This window comes from Flavobacterium sp. SORGH_AS_0622, assembly GCF_030818825.1.
Taxonomy (GTDB): domain Bacteria; phylum Bacteroidota; class Bacteroidia; order Flavobacteriales; family Flavobacteriaceae; genus Flavobacterium.
On the sequence record NZ_JAUTAX010000001.1, the window covers coordinates 3,376,831 to 3,398,015 of the forward strand.

General features: G+C 34.6%; 18 protein-coding genes. 6 read left to right on the forward strand and 12 right to left on the reverse strand.

Features of this window, described 5'->3' with window-relative positions; translation table 11 throughout:
• The first annotated feature begins 29 nt into the window (after window positions 1-29).
• The 4 genes from QE431_RS14230 to QE431_RS14245 all read left to right on the forward strand — a co-directional run bounded on the left by QE431_RS14230 (window position 30) and on the right by QE431_RS14245 (window position 3,455).
• On the forward strand, window positions 30-2,171 hold the full coding sequence (locus QE431_RS14230) for a catalase (RefSeq protein ID WP_307297035.1): 2,142 nt from the start codon (window positions 30-32) through the stop codon (window positions 2,169-2,171).
• Window positions 2,172-2,188: 17 nt separating this feature from the next.
• Window positions 2,189-2,752 (forward strand): ferritin-like domain-containing protein, encoded by a 564-nt coding sequence (locus QE431_RS14235; protein ID WP_134140260.1) that lies wholly within the window; start codon window positions 2,189-2,191, stop codon window positions 2,750-2,752.
• Between the two features lie 250 nt (window positions 2,753-3,002).
• Entirely contained in the window at window positions 3,003-3,167 is a 165-nt protein-coding gene (locus tag QE431_RS14240) for a hypothetical protein (protein WP_157848504.1), read from the forward strand.
• 6 nt (window positions 3,168-3,173) lie between these two features.
• Window positions 3,174-3,455, forward strand: a complete 282-nt coding sequence (locus QE431_RS14245) for a hypothetical protein (protein ID WP_057116361.1) — start codon at window positions 3,174-3,176, stop codon at window positions 3,453-3,455.
• A 56-nt stretch (window positions 3,456-3,511) separates the two neighbouring features.
• Here QE431_RS14245 and QE431_RS14250 read toward each other — a convergent pair whose 3' ends face one another.
• The 6 genes from QE431_RS14250 to QE431_RS14275 form a co-directional block, all read right to left on the reverse strand.
• Complete coding sequence (locus QE431_RS14250; RefSeq protein WP_307297040.1) at window positions 3,512-5,140, reverse strand: ATP-binding protein; 1,629 nt, start codon at window positions 5,138-5,140, stop codon at window positions 3,512-3,514.
• 5 nt (window positions 5,141-5,145) lie between these two features.
• Window positions 5,146-6,159 (reverse strand): SpoIIE family protein phosphatase, encoded by a 1,014-nt coding sequence (locus tag QE431_RS14255; protein WP_307297041.1) that lies wholly within the window; start codon window positions 6,157-6,159, stop codon window positions 5,146-5,148.
• Complete coding sequence (locus tag QE431_RS14260; RefSeq protein WP_057116364.1) at window positions 6,152-6,565, reverse strand: anti-sigma regulatory factor; 414 nt, start codon at window positions 6,563-6,565, stop codon at window positions 6,152-6,154. Before QE431_RS14260 ends, QE431_RS14255 begins: the two co-directional genes overlap by 8 nt.
• A complete protein-coding gene (locus QE431_RS14265; protein WP_057116365.1) occupies window positions 6,546-6,944 on the reverse strand; it encodes an STAS domain-containing protein in 399 nt (132 codons plus the stop codon). The genes QE431_RS14260 and QE431_RS14265 overlap by 20 nt, the downstream gene beginning before the upstream one ends.
• Window positions 6,945-6,962: 18 nt before the next feature.
• Window positions 6,963-7,790: an STAS domain-containing protein gene (locus QE431_RS14270; RefSeq protein WP_134140255.1), complete on the reverse strand. Its 828-nt coding sequence runs from the start codon at window positions 7,788-7,790 to the stop codon at window positions 6,963-6,965.
• A 253-nt stretch (window positions 7,791-8,043) separates the two neighbouring features.
• Window positions 8,044-9,012, reverse strand: coding sequence for a YheT family hydrolase (locus QE431_RS14275; protein WP_057116367.1), 969 nt, complete (start codon window positions 9,010-9,012; stop codon window positions 8,044-8,046).
• 227 nt (window positions 9,013-9,239) lie between these two features.
• Here QE431_RS14275 and QE431_RS14280 point away from each other — a divergent pair, with 227 nt between their 5' ends.
• Both QE431_RS14280 and QE431_RS14285 read left to right on the forward strand, forming a co-directional pair.
• The gene (locus tag QE431_RS14280; RefSeq protein ID WP_307297048.1) at window positions 9,240-9,737 is read left to right on the forward strand and encodes a hypothetical protein; all 498 of its coding nucleotides are present in this window, start codon (window positions 9,240-9,242) and stop codon (window positions 9,735-9,737) included.
• A gap of 229 nt (window positions 9,738-9,966) precedes the next feature.
• Window positions 9,967-10,785, forward strand: a complete 819-nt coding sequence (locus tag QE431_RS14285) for an alpha/beta fold hydrolase (protein WP_307297049.1) — start codon at window positions 9,967-9,969, stop codon at window positions 10,783-10,785.
• Window positions 10,786-10,935: 150 nt separating this feature from the next.
• On the opposite strand, the gene QE431_RS14290 is transcribed toward QE431_RS14285, so the two are convergent.
• From QE431_RS14290 to QE431_RS14315, 6 genes are all read right to left on the reverse strand, one after another.
• Window positions 10,936-11,457, reverse strand: a complete 522-nt coding sequence (locus tag QE431_RS14290; protein ID WP_307297052.1) for a DUF3347 domain-containing protein — start codon at window positions 11,455-11,457, stop codon at window positions 10,936-10,938.
• Window positions 11,454-13,898 (reverse strand): zinc-dependent metalloprotease, encoded by a 2,445-nt coding sequence (locus tag QE431_RS14295; protein ID WP_307297055.1) that lies wholly within the window; start codon window positions 13,896-13,898, stop codon window positions 11,454-11,456. Before QE431_RS14295 ends, QE431_RS14290 begins: the two co-directional genes overlap by 4 nt.
• A 5-nt stretch (window positions 13,899-13,903) precedes the next feature.
• The gene (locus tag QE431_RS14300) at window positions 13,904-15,328 is read right to left on the reverse strand and encodes a RagB/SusD family nutrient uptake outer membrane protein (RefSeq protein ID WP_057116372.1); all 1,425 of its coding nucleotides are present in this window, start codon (window positions 15,326-15,328) and stop codon (window positions 13,904-13,906) included.
• Between the two features lie 4 nt (window positions 15,329-15,332).
• The gene (locus QE431_RS14305; RefSeq protein WP_307297058.1) at window positions 15,333-18,980 is read right to left on the reverse strand and encodes a SusC/RagA family TonB-linked outer membrane protein; all 3,648 of its coding nucleotides are present in this window, start codon (window positions 18,978-18,980) and stop codon (window positions 15,333-15,335) included.
• A gap of 132 nt (window positions 18,981-19,112) precedes the next feature.
• Entirely contained in the window at window positions 19,113-20,252 is a 1,140-nt protein-coding gene (locus tag QE431_RS14310; RefSeq protein WP_307297059.1) for a FecR family protein, read from the reverse strand.
• A gap of 195 nt (window positions 20,253-20,447) precedes the next feature.
• A complete protein-coding gene (locus tag QE431_RS14315; RefSeq protein ID WP_057116375.1) occupies window positions 20,448-21,017 on the reverse strand; it encodes an RNA polymerase sigma factor in 570 nt (189 codons plus the stop codon).
• Window positions 21,018-21,185: the final 168 nt, after the last annotated feature.

A 21,185-nucleotide genomic window follows, 5' to 3' on the forward strand; every position in this document is an offset into this window, starting at 1 on the left:
TTCAAAGTATTTAACTAATAAGATATTTTATGAAAAATTTTCAAGACGAAAAACAACGCGATTTATCAATCAACAAATCAGATGGCACAAACAAATTTCTAACCACAGATCAAGGCCTTCGAATTAATGATGATAACAACTCGCTGAAAGCTGGAGAAAGAGGACCTTCTCTACTCGAGGATTTCATACTAAGGGAAAAAATAACGCATTTTGACCACGAAAGAATTCCAGAAAGAATTGTTCACGCACGAGGTTCAGGAGCACATGGATTTTTTGAAGTAACCAATCCAATTCCAGAATTAACTAAAGCAGGTTTTCTTAAAGAAAAAGGTCTTAAAACGCCTGTATTTGCAAGATTTTCTACCGTTGCAGGATCAAGAGGCTCTACAGATCTTGCTAGAGACGCCAGAGGTTTCGCAGTTAAATTTTATACTCAAGAAGGTATTTATGATTTAGTTGCAAACAACATTCCTGTGTTTTTTATACAAGATGCCGCTAAATTTCCCGATCTTATTCACGCAGTAAAACCAGAACCTCATAATGAAATGCCGCAAGCTGCATCTGCGCATGATACTTTTTGGGATTTCATTTCATTAATGCCAGAATCCATGCACATGATCATGTGGGTAATGTCTGATCGCGCCATTCCAAGAAGTTATAGAATGATGGAAGGTTTTGGAGTGCACACGTTCAGATTGATCAACGAAAGAGAAGAATCTGTTTTTGTGAAATTTCACTGGAAACCTAAATTAGGAACTCACGCTGTTGCTTGGGATGAAGCGCAGAAAATTTCAGGAAAAAACCCAGATTTTCACAGAGAAGATCTTTGGGAAGCAATTGAAATGGGTAATTTCCCAGAATGGGAATTAGGCGTTCAGGTAATTCCTGCTGAGGATGAAAATAAGTACGAATTTGATCTTCTTGACCCAACAAAATTAGTTCCTGAAGAATTAGTTCCGGTAACTATTGTCGGCCGAATGGTTCTGAACAAAAATCCAGATAATTTCTTCGCAGAAACAGAACAAATTGCTTTTCACCCGGGTCATATTGTACCAGGAATTGATTTTAGTAATGATCCGCTTCTACAAGGAAGATTATTTTCATATACAGATACACAACTTTCTAGATTAGGAAGTCCGAACTTCCATGAAATCCCAATTAACAGAAGTGTCGCTCCAGTTCACAATAATCAACGTGACGGACATATGCGTCAGGAAATTAATAAAGGTCGCGTAAGTTATCATCCTAATTCACTTGGCGGCGGCTGTCCTTATCAAGCAAAAATTGAACAAGGCGGTTTTGCAAGTTTTAATGAACGAGTTGATGCGCATAAAGTAAGAGAAAGAAGCGAAAGCTTTAATGATCATTTTGGGCAGGCAAAATTATTTTTTAACAGCCAAACCCCAGAAGAAAAAAGCCATATTGTAAAAGCATTGCGTTTTGAACTTGGGAAAGTAGAAACTACTGCCATAAGAGTTAGAATGTTAGGACTGCTTTCGCAAATTGATACCACTCTTGCTGAAAAAGTGGCTCTTGGACTTGGAGCTACTGTTCCGCCAATTTTGGAAACACCGATTAATAAAGGTGTATCTCCTGAAAACGAAGGCGGTCCTCAAGAACCTCAAACTGTAGAATCTAGTGTTTCTGCTTCAGAAGCATTGAGCATGATTAAAAATCCAACAAATTCACCAACAATTGCTTCTAGAAAAGTAGCCATTATTTGTTCTGATGGCGTTTCTGAAGCTGCTGTTCTGAATATGAAAAAAGCACTTAAAAAAGAAGACGCTAAGGGATGTATTATTGCGCCACATTTAGGGTCAATTATAACTGATTCTGATGGTGCAATTGCTGCCGAATTTAGTTTTTTAACGGCTTCATCGGTATTATTTGATGCTGTTTACATTCCACACGGATTAGGATTAAATGCATTGGCAGAAAATGAAGATCTTCTAGAATTCGTTAATGACGCTTACAAACACTGTAAAGTTATTGGAGCAGATGGCGAAGCATCCGAAATCATCAGCAGCGCACCTTTTGCTTCAAAAATCACAAATGATGACGCTGGAATTATTATAACAAGCGATGTAGCAACTGAAGGATTTGCTCAAGATTTTATCGCTGCAATGACAATGCACCGTTTTTGGCAGCGTGAACCAAACTTATACAATTAATTTCAAAGAAAAAACACATGAAAAATTCAGAAAAACCTATAGAAAACAAAGCAGCAAAAAATAACAAGAATTTTGTTGAACCTGCATCCGATGCTGCAACAGAATTAAAAGATCTTTTTATTGACAGTCTTAAAGACATTTACTGGGCTGAAAATGCACTAGTAGGTGCTCTTCCAAAAATGGCTGACAACGCTACTGATCCAGGGCTTGCTAGTGCTGTATTAGAACATCTTGATGTCACAAAAAACCAAGTTAAAAGATTAGAACAAGTTTTTGATCTTTTAGGTGAAAAGGCCGAAGGAAAAAAATGTGAAGCAATGGCTGGACTTCTTAAAGAAGGAGACAGCATTCTTTTAGAAACTACTCCTGGAGCGGTGAGAGATGCTGGAATAATTGCCGCATCGCAAAAAATAGAACATTATGAAATTGCAACATACGGAACCTTAGTCGCTTTTGCCAAAACGCTGGGAGAGAATGATGCTGCAAAATTATTAACGCAAACTCTTGCAGAAGAAAAAGAAGCTGACTGCATACTGAATGATGTAGCTTTAAATGCAGTTAATATTGTAGCAGCGGAATAAACTTTTTCAAACATTTTAACTTATATTTTTCAATTTCACTAAAAAACATCTGTACAATGCAGATGTTTTTTTTTGATGAGTGCAGAGTAAACTACCAGCCAAATTATCCAATCCATTATTCAAGCATAAAACTTCCAACACTTAGAGCTAACTAACTGTTAATTATACAATTAATACAAATACATATGTAAAATTATAGACATAAAGCAAGTGTACTTTTACAGTATAAAAATTTAAAAAAAATAACATTATGAATACTTCAAACACAAAAAAAAGCACTGATAGTGCTAAGGCATCAGATAAAAAAACTGATAAAAAAGAAAGTGCATCAAAAAGCAATTCTAAGGATGATTCTAAGAAAGATTCAAAAGTTGCTTCAGATACAAAAAAAGGAACAACCACAACTAAAAAATAGTGATGTATGAATTTAGATGAAAAAGAAAATTACGGGCAAAAAGACCAGTATTTTCAAAACGACCGAGATGAATATGAAGATCCAGATATTGATTTGCCTCCTGTAGATCATTCTATTACAGAAAATGCAGAACCAGATTATAGTACGGATTTCGTTATTAATGAAGATGCCAATCTTGAAGAAGAGGACGATGATGATTTAGAAAATGATCTTGACGATGAAGATGACGAAGATCAAGATTCTGAAGAAAGTATTAAGAAAGAAAGAGACACTTATGATAACGAATAATGATATTCTCTTACAGCAAGCCGCCTAATTTAGGCGGCTTCTTTATTTATATGACCTTAAACAGGCAGATAAATCCAAAAAGTTGTTCCTTCTTCAGGAATACTGGTGAAGTTAATAATTCCGTTATGATTTTCAATAATACGTCTGCAGAGAGCAAGACCTATACCATTTCCGCCGTACTGATCTCTTTGGTGCAGACGCTGAAACATATCAAAAATACGGCTTGAATATTCATTATTCATTCCGATACCATTATCTGCAATCGAGATTACGTGAAAGTTACCTACAGGAGCAGCCTGATCAAAAGATTTGTCGCTGCTAGCTGAGATTTCTTGATAAGATATATTTACCGCTGGTTGTAAAGTATTAAATTTTAACGCATTATTTATCAAATTATAAAATAACTGACGAAGCTGAGGTTCAAGCCCAGTCACAGTTGGAAGCACATTTACGTTTACAATTGCATTTTTTTCTTCGATAATCAGGCTTAAATCATCTAAAGTTTCTGAGATGACTTCATTAAGATCAACTTTGCCAATAAATTTATCATGATTATTAATACGCGAGTAATTCAGTACATCTGATATTAAATTGGACAATCGGCCCGCAGCAGAGGTTATCTTATCAAAATAATACAGTTGTTTCTGCTCTTCAGTCAGATGTTCTGATGCGCGTGACAGCATGATCATAATTTTTCGAAGTGGTTCCTGCAGGTCATGACTGGCTATAAAAGCAAATTGCTCCAGCTCTTTATTTTTGAATTTTAATTTTGAATTTGCACTTTCGAGCTCAAGCTGAATCTCCTTTAGTTCTGAATTGTCTTTTAGGGCTTCAACAATCATTTTCTGAGCATTATTATTGACAAAATAAATAAGCCAGCTGCTAAAAGAACCATCTTCAGATTTATTAGGTATAATAGAAACATTATGCCAGATATAATAATCATCTTTTTTAATTCTAATGTCTGTCGAAAAATCTCCTCTAATCTTTTTGGCTCTACTCCATCCTTCAATCAAAAGATCTACATCATCATCATGTATAAAAGTACTTATGCTTTTTTTATCAAAAGAACTAAAAGGTGCTGTTAAATATGCTTCGAAGGCATTATTTGAAAGCAGTACATTATTGCGGTCATTTACAATACAGATTAAAACAGGAATAGTGTCAACTAACTTTCTATAGCGATTTTCACTTTCTCCCAGCTTTTCGGAAAGTGCTACAAGCTCAATATTCTTTTTTCTGATTTCATCATAAGCAGATATTGGCGGTTCGTATTTAAAGTAGTCTACCAATGTCTTTATTTTTGCATCTGAAAGAAGTCCTGGTGAAGGCACTTGATGACTGAGAGTGGTTTTTGAATGGTTATCTGTATAAATATATTCTATATTTCCAGATATTTTGGCTGCATATTTATACGCCTCGGGATTGCATTTTTTCAGATCAACTTCATCCGTAAGAACAGCCAATATCTCTTTTTGAGTAGCTCTGATAATATTAATTCCTAATACCAGTACAGAGTTTTTTCCATTAGCTATGGAACATCTTGCTACTTCTGAAACTGCTGTCGAAAATCTGGTTTGAGCCTGTAAAGGCATGCCACACATTTCCGCAATTTTCATTGAACGCTTATGGGCCAGTATAAGGTCCATTTCATTATCAAGATTAATTTTTACAATTTCCTTCATAATCCCTAAAATATTTTTCCAACCAAAATTGTAGCATCATCTGTTCCTCTTACATTGTCTTTATATAAAGCCGAAGCAATAATACCAGGACTTTGCTTAATTATCGAAGTCAGCTCAGCGAGATTCCATCTAGTACGGAGTCCGTCGCTGTGCATAATAATAATTTGATGTTTTTGATAAGGAACAACCGTATTGTTTAAGGTACGTGGTATATTATGTCCGATAATACCGTTATAGGGCGTATAAGTTTTATTATCAAGTCCGTTATAGATACGTGTATTGATATTTCCTATACCGCATATATTCCAAGTTTCGGTTGTATAATCTGCGCAGGCAATGGTTGCGACAAGTCCCCTGCTCTTTTTAGCATGTTCGTGAACATATCGTAAAATAGATGTCGGATCGTTCTCTGTACATTGTTTAAAGGCTCTTATAGCCTGCTGTACGGCTTCATTTGCTTTTGCACCGTGACCTAATCCGTCGCCGCAAAAAATCTGAAAACCTTTTTTACTATATTTAATGTAATATCCATCCCCGCAAACTCTTTCACCAGGATAATTTACACTTATAACAGAAAGGTTTAATTCATTTTCTGAATGGATAACGGAAAAATCAGCCTTATCACAAATTTTTATATACTGCACAGTACCCCATCCGCGCATGGAGTAAATCTGAAAATCATTACTTAATCTTTTGATTGCTCCAAGTCCCTGACCAAGTGTATTTGAAGTAGAGTAACCATCATTCATTATTTTGGTTACATTTTCAATTCCTATTCCTTTATCCAGACAGTAAATTTCTATTTCATTATGACTTCCGTTGTAATGCGCTCTATAAAGCAGATCACCGCCGTCGGCATATTTAATAAGGTTAGAAGTAAGTTCTGCAATTATAATATCCGTTTCAGCAGCTCTGTGTGGTGTAAAACCTAACTGTAATGCTAAATTATGTATTTCTCTTTTTATAAAAGCAATTAAGCTTCTATCGTCAATTTTGTAAACGGAAAAAGTATTATCCATTTTTCCATTTTATTATAGTAACGGTTGTGCCGTTTCCTAATTCGGTTTGTATATCAAATTCATTCACTAGTCTTTTTGTCCCTGGCAAGCCAAGTCCAAGACTTTTTCCAGTGCTGTATCCATCCTGCATAGCCATTCCAATATCTTTTATTCCTGGTCCTTTATCAATAAAAGTCACACGCACGCCATTATCGCGTCCGTTGCTTACAGATTCAATAATGACTTTTCCTCCTCCGCCATACTTTAAAAGATTACGGACGAGTTCGCTTGTGGCCGTAATTAATTTGGTTTGATTTAAAATACTCATTCCAATCTGTACGCCATATTCCTTTACACGATTGCGTAACGGAACTACATCCTGCTCTTTTACAATAAGCAGTTCTTCTTTATTCGTTGCTGTCGTCATATACCTGCTCCTCGTTATCGCCATTGTACATTTTCGCGCGAAGCAAATCCATGCCTTTTTCAACGTTTAAGGCACTTATAACACCATTTAAAGATAATCCAAGTTCGACGAGTGTAATAGCCACTGCTGGCTGCATACCTACTACGACTGTTTGTGCATCCATAATTTTTGACATTACCGCAATATTTCCTAAAATTCGTCCCATAAAAGAGTCAATAATAGAAACCGCTGATATGTCAATTAGGACACCCTTTGAATTATGTTTATTTATAGTATTTATTAAATCAGATTCAAGATTTTCCGCTAATTGGTCATACAAATCTACTTGTATTGTAACTAGAAGAAAATCTCCCATCTTGAGTATAGGAATTCTTTCCATTTCAATAATCTTAATTCGTTATTTTCTCTTCACAACCGTAAGCTGAAGCATGTCAAAAGCTGTTTGAAGAGCGCTTGCAAGTGAAGCTTTGGTAATAATTCCTGTAAGATCTATTCCTAAATGCACTACAGTCTGCGCAATTTCAGGACGAATACCACTAATGATACATTCTGCTCCCATTAATCTGGTTGCACTTACCGTTTTGATAAGATGTTGTGCTACAAGCGAATCTACTGCAGGCACTCCTGAAATATCAAGTATAGCAATAGAACTTCCTGTGTCAACAATCTGCTGTAAAAGATTTTCCATTACAACCTGAGTTCTTGAGCTGTCAAGTGTACCAATAATAGGCAGCGCCACAACGCCGTCCCAAACTCTAATAACCGGAGTAGAAATTTCGCTTATTTCATCAATTTGTCTAGCGATAACATCTTCACGTCCTTTCATATAAGATTCGAAAGTCAGAATCGTCATATTGTCCAAAAGTGTACTTAGCTGTAAATTTGCGTCGTATAACTTTGAAGATTCAGGCTCAATTTCTGAAAGGATTTTTGAAGCAGCTTCTTTAAAAGCAATTAAATACTGAGCATTTTCACGAGGTGAAAAACCACGTCTCCCTCTTGAACTTGAAATTCCAATTAGCAGATCATTTACTCTCTCAAATTCTTGTGAGTTTGTATTGCCGTTTGAATGCTGTAAGGCGTCTAATAAAAGGGCTGCGAACTCTTTTGATTCTTCTTCTTCTGTCGCCCCATCAGTAGAACCATTTGCTTGTAAAAGCTGAGACCATGTAGTCAATAATTTGTTTTGGTGCTCTTTCAAGCTTCCAAGGAGATTATTTTGCATTTGCTGTGATATTTGGATATTTATGTAAATATAGACAAATAATTCTCCATAATTTCCAATTCAAGAAAATAGATGTAAAAAAAAAATTACTAAATTTTGAAACTTTTATCGTTTTATATGACAGGTAATTACTTATTAATTTTGAGAAAAATTGTATGAAGCAATTATAAAAATTTAAAAAATCATCATACAAACAACCTTAATTTTTTGCTTCAACATTTAGTTGTTATTAGGTTGTTTTTAGGAAATAATACTATGCTAATGCCTTGCAGGATTCAAAAAATTCATAAGCTCTTTTTTCTGCATAGGAATACGTTGAATTACGCAGCGGAAAAGCGCAGTGACCTCCATATTTTGGAGTTTCCAGATACACGTATTCACTTTCTTTTGCTATAGCTCTGGGATAACATCTTTCGCCCAAAAAAGGATCATCAAGCGAATTGATAATTAAAACCGGAATGGTAATATTTTTAAGTGAAAATTCAGGGGAAACCTGCTGGTAATAGTCATCTCTGCTCGCAAAACCATGCAGCGGTGCCGTAAAATATTGATCCACTTCATCAAACGAAGAAATTTTATCGATTTGATCACGGTTAATAAAATCTGGAAACTGAGCCGCTTTATATTTGAGTTTTCTTTTAATATCAATTGTAAAATTCTTCAAATAAACTCTGTTGAATCCTTGTTTGAGTACTTCGGCACTGGTGGCGATATGAGTTGGAACTGAAATAGAAACCCCTGCTTTTATGCGTTCGTCGAGTTTTGTCCAGCCAAAATAATTTAAAAGCTGTACACCGCCCATTGAATATCCGATTAAATAAACTTCTTCGAATCCTTTTTTTAAAACAAACTGCACGACCTCATCCAGATCGTCAACTGCACCATGATGATAAAGTCTTGGCAGGCGGTTCATTTCTCCTCCACAGGTACGATTGTTCCATGCAAAGACTGAAACTCCTTTTTGCTGAAAATAAGCTGCACAGCTGTTATTATAAGTTCTTCTGGAATCTCCTTCTAAACCGTGGCACAGAATAACCGCTTTTTTAGGATCATTTATCATAAAATCGATATTGATAAAATCACCGTCATTTAACTCCAGTTTTTCTCTTGTGTATCCTGGCACATCAAACTTCTTAAACAAAGCAGCATAAATAGTAGAAACGTGCCTGTTTCGATGAATAATAGAAGGAAAATCATATTCTGATTGTTCAATTAGTGGCATGATAAAAAAGATTTAATGTGCTTTATACAAAGCTAAGAAATCAATCGATAGGAAATTTAATACAGCCTTTTAAATTTCAATTTTCTGAATTATTAATAATATGCGAATGTGTTTTTTAAGGAAAAAATACATTTATGTCTAGATCTTGCAAAATCGAAATGCTATTATGTAATAGCTCATTCTCTAAAAACAAATAAATTTGAGATGATTTACTAAAAAATACAATTATGAAAAATCTATTAATGCTTTTATTATCAATTTTCTTTTTTTCATGTCAATCAAAAGAAAATAAAAACACTTCTGTATCTGGCTCAGATTCAATTGCTACCAATAAAGACACTTTAACTACTAAAATGGTCACGAATACAAAAGAAGAAATAAACAAACAAGTAGGTGACACAATCTTCATGGATTCTAAAAATGAGCAAGGTTTATTTATTGCTGATGGCTTATTGGATTCTATTCATCCAAAAGTATATGTTAAGTATAAAAATGAAGATTTAGGCGAATTGAATGGCAATATTATTCCAGCTGCAGGCAAAGGAAACATTCGTTTCAATCAAATTATTTTCCCAAATAAAAATTCAGACGGACCTTTTGGAATGGATTTGAAAATTCCGCTAACGCAAAAAGGAAATCATATTATTGTAATTGGACATTCGCAAATGGCTGACAATCCTTATTGGGGTAAATTTAAGGTGCAGCTTGAGAATAAAAAGAAATGATAAATATAAGGTGTTAATTAAATTTATTCTGCTAAATTTATATAAAAACCTAAATTACAATATTTTACAAATAAATTCTCAGAACTTAATCTAGATTAATCGATAGGCTGTTGCCTCCTATATAAATTTGTAAAAGAAATCTAAGAAAAAAACAGATAAAAACTTAGATCTTAATAACAAATACCAAATTGGGATATTCCTAAATTTATTAATCTTAAAAACCAAAAAAATGAGTACAATTACAGTAAAAGACGGAACAGAAATTTATTATAAAGATTGGGGAACTGGACAACCAATTGTTTTTCACCACGGGTGGCCGTTATCAAGTGATGACTGGGATGCGCAAATGATGTTTTTCTTAAAACAAGGATATCGTGTTATTGCACATGATAGACGCGGACATGGACGTTCTGGTCAAAGTTCTGAAGGAAATAACATGGAAACTTACGCAGCTGACATTGCAGAATTAACAGCTGCACTTGATCTAAAAGATGCTATTCATATTGGCCACTCAACCGGCGGCGGTGAGGTAATTCGCTATGCGGCAAAATACGGAAAAGAACGTGTTGCAAAAGCAATCATTATTAGTGCGGTAACTCCAATTATGATAAAAAATGAAACGAATCCTGATGGTGTTCCATTATCTGTTTTTGACGAAATAAGAGAAGGTACTGGATTTAATAGAGCTCAATATTTTTATGATTTCCCAATTGCTTTTTACGGATGGAACCGCGAAGGAAAAGAAGTTCAGGAAGGAATTAAACATAATTGGTGGCGTCAAGGAATGATGGGTTCTGTACTGGCTCATTATGAAGGAATTAAGGCTTTTTCTGAATCTGATTTTACAGAAGATCTTAAAAGTTTAGACATTGCTGTTCTTGTACTGCACGGAGAAGACGATCAGATTGTTCCTTATAATCAAGCACCAAAAGCTGCTAAATTATTGAAAAACGGTAAACTAATTTCTTATCCAGGATTTCCTCACGGTATGCCAACAACTGAAGCTGCGACTATTAATAAAGATATTTTAGAATTTATTAAATCTTAAAAATAACAAACTGCTTTTCTATATAAAAACCTCCAAAATCAAAATGTTTTTGGAGGTTTTTATTTTTAGGTAATTAACAATTTGGCTAAAAAACAAATACGGCTCCTATTAAGGATACCGCATTTATCAAACTAATTCAATTAAAAAAAACTATAAACTTGCTTTCACTTCACCGCAAGTCAACATATTTTTGGGATAATAAGGATTTTTGATTTCCTTACTGTCACTCACCCATCCTGTCCCGGTCATGGGACAAACTTGTAAAAACAATGCAGTATCTTCTGCTTTGAATTTAGGTGCCAGATCCCAAAACTTGACAGACAATGATTGAAAAACTTTGCGCTGTTTATTGATGTTTTTTGTTGCAGCAACTTCAGCCGCAAGTTCTATGATTTCTTTTCTTGTTATCGTTGCTTCGTTCATTTTCTCGAGAGTTAGTTTTTTAAACTTAAAACTCTGTAATGAATTCTGTAATGCTGTGGCATTTTTTACAACTGCAATACTATCTGAAATTAGAAGGTTGTTTTTTAAAGCCAGATAATTGCTTGTGATTTCTTTTTTCTGTGCTTCTCGTTTTGCTGTCAATTCCGGAGCAACTTCTTCTTTTGATGTTAACTGAGCCTGAGCCAGACTGCTTAAACAAATAAATGCTAGTGCTATTATTTTTTTCATATTGTAGTTGTAGTGGTATTAATTTTTGAAAGGATTTTATCGATTTCAATCAAAATACTTTCGAAATGTTCTTTATTTAATCCTGTTGTTCCGTTCATTAGTTTTGTAACATCAGCTCTTAATTTGACCAAATGTTGTTTTCCGTATAATCGTACATCACTGCGCTGCGCTGTATTTAAAGCTTTCCCTGGTTCTGCCTCTTTAGGCAATAACAACAAGTTTAGTTTTTCAATATAACTACGCTGTAAACCTCTTCTGTAAAAATCTAATTTTTCATTCCCGCTAAAATTTATCCATACGGTTTGCCCCAAATCGTTTAAAAATTCAGGAACGGTATAAGCTCCTTCTGACTGCATTGCTTTAAGGCTAATGTTATAAAGCATTCCAGAACTCAAAAGCATATTTAATACCTGATTTTGCTGATCTGCTATTTGATCTTCCGTTTTTAAAGCAATTAATTGATTAATTTCCTGCGGATACATCCAAAGAGGCGCAACAAACAATTGTCTTCCTACGTAATCAATCGCTGCTTTTACTTTTGCTTTTGGAACGGGCTGGTATACTACACCTTTTTCATCGACAGTTCTTTTAGTAATGTAGTTATTACCTATATATTTTAGTACGTGATATAAATACAAACCATATTGTCTTACAACTGCTTTGTGCATATCTGATAAATTATCATATGCATCATTTGGCTGATACGTCCATTGAATAAGATTTGGAACTACACGCTTTAAATTTTTGATTCCGTAATCACTTGCAGTTACTGCATCGTCACTAAGATCTTCTGTCTGACTGCGCGGATCTTCATCTTTTCCTTCTCCTCCAAACCATAATTTAGGATTTGCAGTCAGGCTATCTGTCGTTAATTTAGCCAGTATTGTTTCTTCTTCAAACTCATCTTTTGCTTTTGGAAAATAGCTGTATCCCCATTTAAGAGCCCATTTGTCATAAGCACCAATTCGTGGATAAATACCTTGCGGACTAATATTATCTTCTGGCTGTGCAACATAGTTAAAACGTGCATAATCCATTATAGAAACGGTATGTCCATTTGCTTCAACCCATTTTTTATCTCTTAATTTTTCTACTGGAGTTGCGCTGCTCGCTCCCATATTATGACGTAAACCAATTGTATGACCAATTTCATGCGAAGAAACAAAACGAATTAATTGCCCCATTAATTCATCATCTAAATGCATTTTTCTGGCTCTGGCGTCTAAAGGTCCTGCCTGAATCATGTACCATCTCTGCACTAATTTCATCACATTATGATACCAGCCAACATGGCTCTCAATGATTTCTCCACTTCTTGGATCACTCACACGTGGTCCGTAAGCATTTGGTGTTTCAGAAGCATAATATCTTACTACAGAATATCTTGCATCTTCCAAACTCATTGTTTTATCGTCTTCCGGCCATTCTTTACCCACAATTGCATTTTTAAAACCTGCAGCTTCAAAAGCTTTCTGCCAGTCGTTGATTCCTGCAATTAAATACGGTCTCCATTTTTTTGGCGTTGCAGGATCAATATAATAAACAATTTGTTTTTTAGGTTCAACCAATTCGCCATTTAGATATTTCTTAATGTCTTTGTCTTTTGGTTCCAAACGATAACGCTGAATTATGAATTTCGTTTGCGCACGCTGCTCATCATCATCGAACAAAACATATTTATTGGCAAAAAAACCAACTCTTTCATCGGCAAAACGTTTGCGCATTGGTGTTTTTGGCAATAGTACAATAGAAGTATTTAATCGTAAGGTTACACTTCCGCTGCTCGCTGTTGAGTTGGTGTACGTTTTTGTTGTTTTTACCTCAATGTTAATTGGATAGGTATCGATCGATTCAATAAAAGATTTATCATCTGCAAGAGAGGTTAGTTTTTTCTCTGTTTTCTCTTTACTTTCCAAAGAAAACATTGGATTATCTTTCTTGAAGGCATCAGTTACATCAATAACAACATTTCCCGTTTCAGGATTGGTTGTTTTTATTGGAAAAGCGGCCACAATTGGATTTTCATTACTACCTGCTAATGCTTTTGCAAGCATAGAATCTGCGTTGCGGACATCTTGTTTGTATTGTAACGATCTTAAAAAAACGGTATTATTTGCTCCTTTTTCAAAATAAATAGTCTGCTCGTTGGCTTTTTCACCGCCAAAAACCCCCATTCCTTCTGGAGTAGAAAGGTATCTTGTTACAACAAGCATATATCTGTTAAACAAACTATCAGGAATTTGAAAGTAAAACTTCGTATCTACCTGGCTAATCGTAAAAAGACCAGCTTTATTTTTAGAATTGTCTTTTATGATTTTCTCGTAGGGCTGTAAACCTTTCGGCTGTGTACTCGTACTATCCGCTTTCTTTTCGGGCGTTTGGGCAAAACCATGCTGGTGAGTGGCCACCAGCATGATTGTTAAAATAAATAATTTCTTCATGAGAATTAAAATGGAACCTTTTCGTCTGTGTTTAAGGTAAGTTTAGGATTCTTTTGCAGAACAGATAAAGGAAATGGTATAATGTATAATCGAGAGTTTGGCTGTAACGTATATGTTTTTTGAGGAACAGTTTTGTTTACAATTGGAAATACTCTCGTAACTGTTTTCGCGTATTCTGTTTCGGTATTTAATCTTTTTAAATCAAAGAAACGGTTAAAGCCTAAAAGCAGTTCTTTTCTTCTTTCGTTAATAACCAAGTCCATTGTTTCTTTTCTAGTAGTTGGAACGGTTAAGTTAACGGTACCAGATAAAATACGTTTTGCTCTTAATGTATTTAGAACATCAACGGCTTCTTTAAATTGGTTATCTCTTGCGTAACATTCTGCCAGCATTAAATATACCTCTGTTGTTTTCATACCAACTGTCGGATAAAAGAATTTCGTATATACCGTTGCCCAATAGGCTGTATTTGAACCCTGATCCAGATTGGTTGCGCTTGTAGTATTAAAAAACAAATTAAAACGCGCATCGTTTGTACCGAATAAAGTCCTTAGCTCGGGACTGATGATATATTGGTAAGCAAAGTTCATCTCATTATAACCCGTCATATACATATAACTTAGTACTTCAACATTATTTGCTGCTGGAACAGCAAGTACATTTGGTCCGCCTTGGGCATTATAAGCAACCATATCAAATATTTGATTGTTATAGCTTAATGATTTTTCTGCAGCTTCTTTTGCTTGGGCAATTTCACGTTTAAACAAATGAACTTTAGCCTTAAATGCATAAGCAAATGCTAATGAAGGATGGTAAATGTCAAGTGGTTTTTCTTGAAGAAACGGCAGTGCATCTTCAATATCTTTCTGAATAAAATCGTAAACCTGGGCTACGGTAGATTTTGAAGGCTGTGCTTCTAAATCAAATTTATCCATAATACAAATTCCGCCATCTGTAGCAGCAGTCTGAGGATCATAACCTTTTGCGTAAGTATTCACCAATAAAAAGTGATCGTAAGCTCTGTAAATTTTAGCTTCTGCTTTTGCTAAACGTTTGGTATTTTCATCACCTTTACTTTCATCTACTAATGAAATAATAGTATTCCATCTGTTAATATAGGTGTAAGCCTGATTATAAAAACTAGAACTTCCAATTAAAGAGACTCTATCTACACTTTCATCAAAAGTAAAATTGACAATATCTACATTTGGAGTTTTGCCTATTACGTTTGCTTCTTTCATCCATTGATCGTCTGACAAATACTGAAAGTTATTGATTGGATAACCTCTGTTTGGCAGCGATACCAATTCAAGAAATTGTTCTGGTGTTTCAATAACTAAAGCTCCTTTTGGCGTAATATCTGTATAATCTTCGCATGATGTTACTGTAAGCATCATCAGCGACAGCAGTGTTATATATATCTTTTTCATTTTTTTAAAGAGTAAGGTTAAAGCCTAATAAATACGTTTTTGGCGATGGCAAATTACGTGTAGCAGAGTTTGCGCTGTAAACTTCTGGGTCGATACGATTTCCGGCTGCACTCCAATACCAAATATTATTCATTTGAAAAGTAAATTTTGCTGATGAAATATTCATTTTAGCAGCAAAGGTTTTTGGCAGATTATAACCTAGTGAAATGTTTCTAAGTTTGATATAATCTCCATCTACAACATTCGCACTTGAATTTTTCCACTGGCTGCTTATAGTAGTTGCATAATTTCTAACACTTTCGTCTAAATCTACATATAGACGCGTATTGCCATTTTGATTGGCATCTGTGTAACGATCTGCAATACCTGATAGGTTTACCACATCTGTATCCATCGCAAGAACTTCTTTACGCATTACGTTCCCGCCAGAGAAAACAAATAAGAAATTCAAATCAAACTGCTTATACGAAAATCGCTGTGATAACGAACCTGTATAAGTTGGCATTAAACTTCCCATGTTTACTAATGCATCGGGATTTGTTACCGTTTTTATACTTGTAGAAATTGGATTGCCATTTGCATCAAAAGTAATTGATGGATTGCCATTTTCATCTAAAACATACGGATAACCATTTGTTGTTCCTCCGTATTGGTATGCATATAAACTATTGTACAATTCATTTTCTTCAAAGAAATCTCCAGGCGAAGCAATATATACAGAAGCTGATGACTGTGCTCTTGTCACTTTTCTAACAGTTGTTTTGTTGTAAGCAAATACAACATTAGAAGCTACACGAAAACTACCATTGTTGTACCATTCAGACCCAACAGTAAATTCGACTCCTTTGTTTAATAAGGCTCCCGCATTAATTCTTCTTGTCAAAGCTCCCACTGTAGGATCTAAATCTGTCGTTGCCAATAAGTCGCTGCTATATTTACGGTATAAATCAATACTACCATTTAACTTCGCTCTAAACAAACTATAATCTAAACCAACGTTTGTACTTTGCGTTTTCTCCCATCTTAACATAGGATTAGGCTGTGCTGTAATATTGGTGTATTGTAAAGATTGATATAAGTTATCGTTTCTTCTTGTAGCGGTAATGTATGGAGTTGTACTTTGATCTATATTTCCGTTAATACCATAAGTTCCTCTAAGTTTAAGAGAGGTTACCCACTTTACTTCTTTCATGAATTCTTCATTGCTGACATTCCATCCTAAACCTGCAGACCATAAAGGACGATTTTTATACTTCGGATCTACTCCAAATAAATCTGCTCTATCTACACGGTAACTTCCTGTTAAGTTATATTTAGATAAATAGGTGTAACTCGCAGTACTAAATACTGAAAAATAACGGTGTAGTATTTCTTTTTGTGTTCTCGCTAAAGCCCCTAAAGTTCTATTATTTCCGAATATATAACTTGAAACTCCAGTCTGACTTAACGCAAGATTATTCATTACAGCCGATGTAAGCGTTACAGGGTCGTAACCATAACGCAGCGACTCGACAGTTCTTGGCAGAAAAGTCTCGCGCATTTCAAAACCGGCTAAAGCATTAATAGAATGTTTCCCTTCACCAAATTCCTCAGCATAGTCTAACTGATTTCTAAAAGAGTAATTAGTAGAGTGATTACTAGATTGTTCGTAACGTCCTCCTGTAGAAAAGCCTGCTACTGGTGTATAAACATTTGTTGTTGGATTATATCCTGTCAGTGTATTAATTGCATAACGCATTTTATAAGAGTTAATGTCATAATACTGTTCATTATCGTTTCTTCTTACCTCATATTGAAACTGTGTATTATAACTTAGTCCTCTCCAAATTTTAGCTTTTAGGTTAGCAAATGCTCTTAAACTTAGTGAATTTTGTTTCTCAATCCCTTCTTGAAGTGAGTTTAAAACATTAAAAGACATTGGTTTAAAACCACTTAAACTTGCCAGTTTTTCGGCAACAGCCGGATTAATAACACCGCTGGAAGTAAAACCATCTCTAATTCCAACAAAAGGTGCTATTACAAGATTTCCATTGTCATCTGTAATTCGCTCGTATCTTTTTTGAATAGTCAGGTAATCATTATAATCACCATCGGTTACGTCGTCATTGCTATAAGTTCCATTTACCCCAAATGTTGCATTCAACCAGTTATTGATCTGAAAACTGCTTTTTGCATAAAGATTAAAGGCTCTGCTTTGGTTGAATTTTACCCGATTTTTTGATTCGTCGTAATTTAACGACACGTACGTATTTTGTTTACTTGTACTACCAGAAAATGCAATATTGTAACGCTGTCTGAATTCATTCTGCCATACATTATCATGATAATCTTGTATGTAGTCGTTTTTTCTCCATTGCGCAAGTGTGCTGTCGTAATCAGCATTACTAATTTTTCCTTCTTCCAAATTTCTGTTCAGTTGATAAAGAGGACTGTAATATTTCATACTGCTGTTTCCAATATCTCCATAATTGTTAAACATCGTCGATGTGTTTGAAAATCTGGCTCTTTCTCTATTGTATACAGCTTGTTCAAGATCAATTATATCACTTGTAGAAGCATAATTCATATCTCGCAAATTCGGTTTTTCGGCAATAAAGAAATCTGAATTTATACTTACTTTTAATTTTCCATTTCCTTTTTTGGTTGTTAAGACGATAATACCATTTGCTGCTCTTGAACCGTAAATAGAAGCCGCAGCTGCGTCTTTAAGAACGTCTACACTTTCTATATCATAAGGATTAATATCATTTAGAGTCAATTCTGTTGGAAGACCATCTATTACAATAAGCGGACTGTAACCAACTTCAAGAGAAGAAAAAGTACCAATACCTCTTAAAATTGGTTTATCTGCTGCAGCGCCGCTTGGATTTTTTTGAAACATCAAACCTGCAACACGACCTTCCAGCGCACTTGATAAATCAGTATTAATGTTTTCATTTAATGTTTTTTCATCAACTTTGGCAATTGCTCCAGTAAAATTACTTCTTGCTATGGTTTGAAATCCCGTTATCACAACTTCTTTCATCGCAGCCACTTTGTCCTCTACAACTAGGGTCAGCTGTGTTTTGCCTGAGATACCAAAAGATTTTTTCTCAATAGTCAATCCAGAGCATTCAAGAATGCCATTTTCTGGAACATTATCAAATGTAAAACTTCCGTCAAAATCGGTTATACTATTTCTGTTTGTTCCTACAAGGGTAACAGTGACTCCAGGAAAAGGCTCATTTTTATTATTTAAGACCTTTCCTCGGACGTCGATTGATCCGTTTCCCAAATTTTCCGTTTTTTCTTTTCCTGCAGTTACCACAATGGTTTGATTGGTAAGCGAGTATTTTAAATTTTGCGAACTGAAAATTCGATTTAATGTTTCTTTTAAACTCGAATTCTTTACATTAATAGTAACAGGATTCGAATCTTTGAGCAATTTCTGAGTATAAAAGACTTCGTAGTTACTTTGTTTAGCAACTTCTTTTAAAACCGTTTCAAGCGGTGCGTCTTTGAAATTAATGCTAATATTCTGTGCTTGTCCTGAATAACTGCAAAGCAGCATAATAAGTGCACCGAATATCTTTAAACAAGTAGAAAAATTAAATCTGGGAATCTTTTTTCCAGATTTTTTGTAAGGTTTTTTTGGTTGTAAATTTAATTTCATACATTTACATTGGTTATAGTTAAACAATAGGTGGACAACTTATACTGGCTATAAACTTTTATAACAACCAGAAGCATCGCAACTGCCTCTGGTTTTTTAGTTTATAGACCAATATATACGGTAAATCTAGCTTTAGGGATAAACAATAATTGTTTTTCCTTCGACCTTAAATTTTATATTACTAAGCTCAAGTACTTTTAATACTTCAGATAAATTTTTATTCATAAACGTACCTCCGTTAAATCTGACATCCGAAACATCGCCGCGGTATTCTACTTTAATTCCGTACCAACGTTCCAGTTGTTTCATCACTGTTTTTAAGTCGGCATTATCAAATTTAAAACGGCCGTTTTTCCAGGCAATCGCAGCTTCGGTATCCACTGCTTTAATTTTAATTTTAGCAAAATTGTCAGATACACTAGACTGCTGTCCGGGTTTTAAAATTGATTTTTGATTTTTATAAGAAACCGCAACACTTCCTTCTAATAAAGTAGTTTTTAAAACCGATTCATTATTATAAGCATGGACGTTAAAATGAGTTCCCAGTACTTCAATCGACTGGTTGCCTGACTTTACTATAAAAGGTTTATTTTTATTTTTGGCTACTTCAAAATAAGCTTCTCCTTCTAACTCCACAACTCTTTGATCGCCGTTAAACTGAGTTGGATATTTAATGGATGAAACGGTATTTAAGTATACTTTGGTTCCATCTGCCAAGACAATATTATACTGTCCTCCTGTTGGAGTTGAAAGCGTATTAAATGAATCTGGATCATCTTTTGAAGCATCAGCATTTGGGTTAATGATATAAGTAATAACACCATTTGCTCCCATTTTAATAGTCACTTCTTGCTCGTCTCCTTCTTTGGCAATTGTATCTTTTCCAGAAATCGCAGACAGGACAATTTGTTTTCCGTTAGAAAGCGTTAAGATTCCTCTAGTGCCCCCTGGAGCAATTTCTTGTGGTTTTGCAACAACCTCAATATTTTGTTGTTTGGGTTTGGTGAAATAAAATATTCCCGTACCCAATAATACAGCTATTGATGCGGCCACAGCAACACGAGGCCAAATACGAATTACCTTTGTTTCTTTATACAAAGGTAACTTCGATTGCAGCAATTCGTAACTATCCTGTAGTTCATACTCGTTAAGCTGGCTGTTACTATTCGAAGCTTTATGCAAATACCAGGCATCGAGTTTGTCTTTATCTTCATGAGATAAAGTCCCTTCCTGATATTTTTTTAGCAATGCTAAGATCTCCGTTTCATTCATAAATACAATACGAAATTTGGTCCCGTTTTAAGTAAGACAGTTAGAAATGACTTTTGTCATAGACAATGACAAAAAAAAATTAAAAAATTATTATCATATCATTAATAAAGCAAGAATAGTATTAACTCTTCTTTACGGATTACAACGATATATCAATATTTTACGAGAGAAATTAACAAAAACACAGCGACATAGTTACCACATAAAAACACCCATAAAATTTTTGAGTTTTTCTCGTAATATTTTAACGGAATTATAAACTTGCTGTTTGGCTGTTTTGTCTGTAATATTTAATTGAAGTGCAATTTCGTCGTATGAAAGTTCTTCAACTTTCCTTAAGAGAAAAACTTCACGCATTTTTTCCGGAAGCAAAGCAATTTCTTTTGCAATTATTGCTTCTAATTCTTTTTCTCTAAGTCTAGAATCAGCAAATACATAGTCGTTTTCAACAAAATTAGAAATGGAATCGGCATAGCGGGAAACCACTTTTTCATGAGCGATATAATTGAGTACTCTATTTTTTACCGCTTTATATAAATAGGAAGAAAGAGATCCTGTTAGTATCAATTCGTAACGTTTGTTCCAGATCGAAAGAAAAACCTCTTGAACAACGTCATTGGCCTCATCTTGATTTTCAAGTATTTTATAGGCATGATTCAGTAAAAGTTTCGAATACCTTTCAAAAATTTCTGTATACGCTAGCTGATCATCTTCTTTAAGAAGATCAACTAAAATATGATCAGCATATTCGCTATAAACAGGCATTTATGGGAAGGGTTGAGAATCAAAAAAGCAATATTAAACATTTTTTGTGTTAAAAACTAAAAGATGATTCGGTTACAAAAGGATGCATAGTTTTATAAGAATCCTTTTCTTACATCACCTTTTATTGATGATTCCATTATGCGAAAAAAGCGATTTTACCTGTCTCTT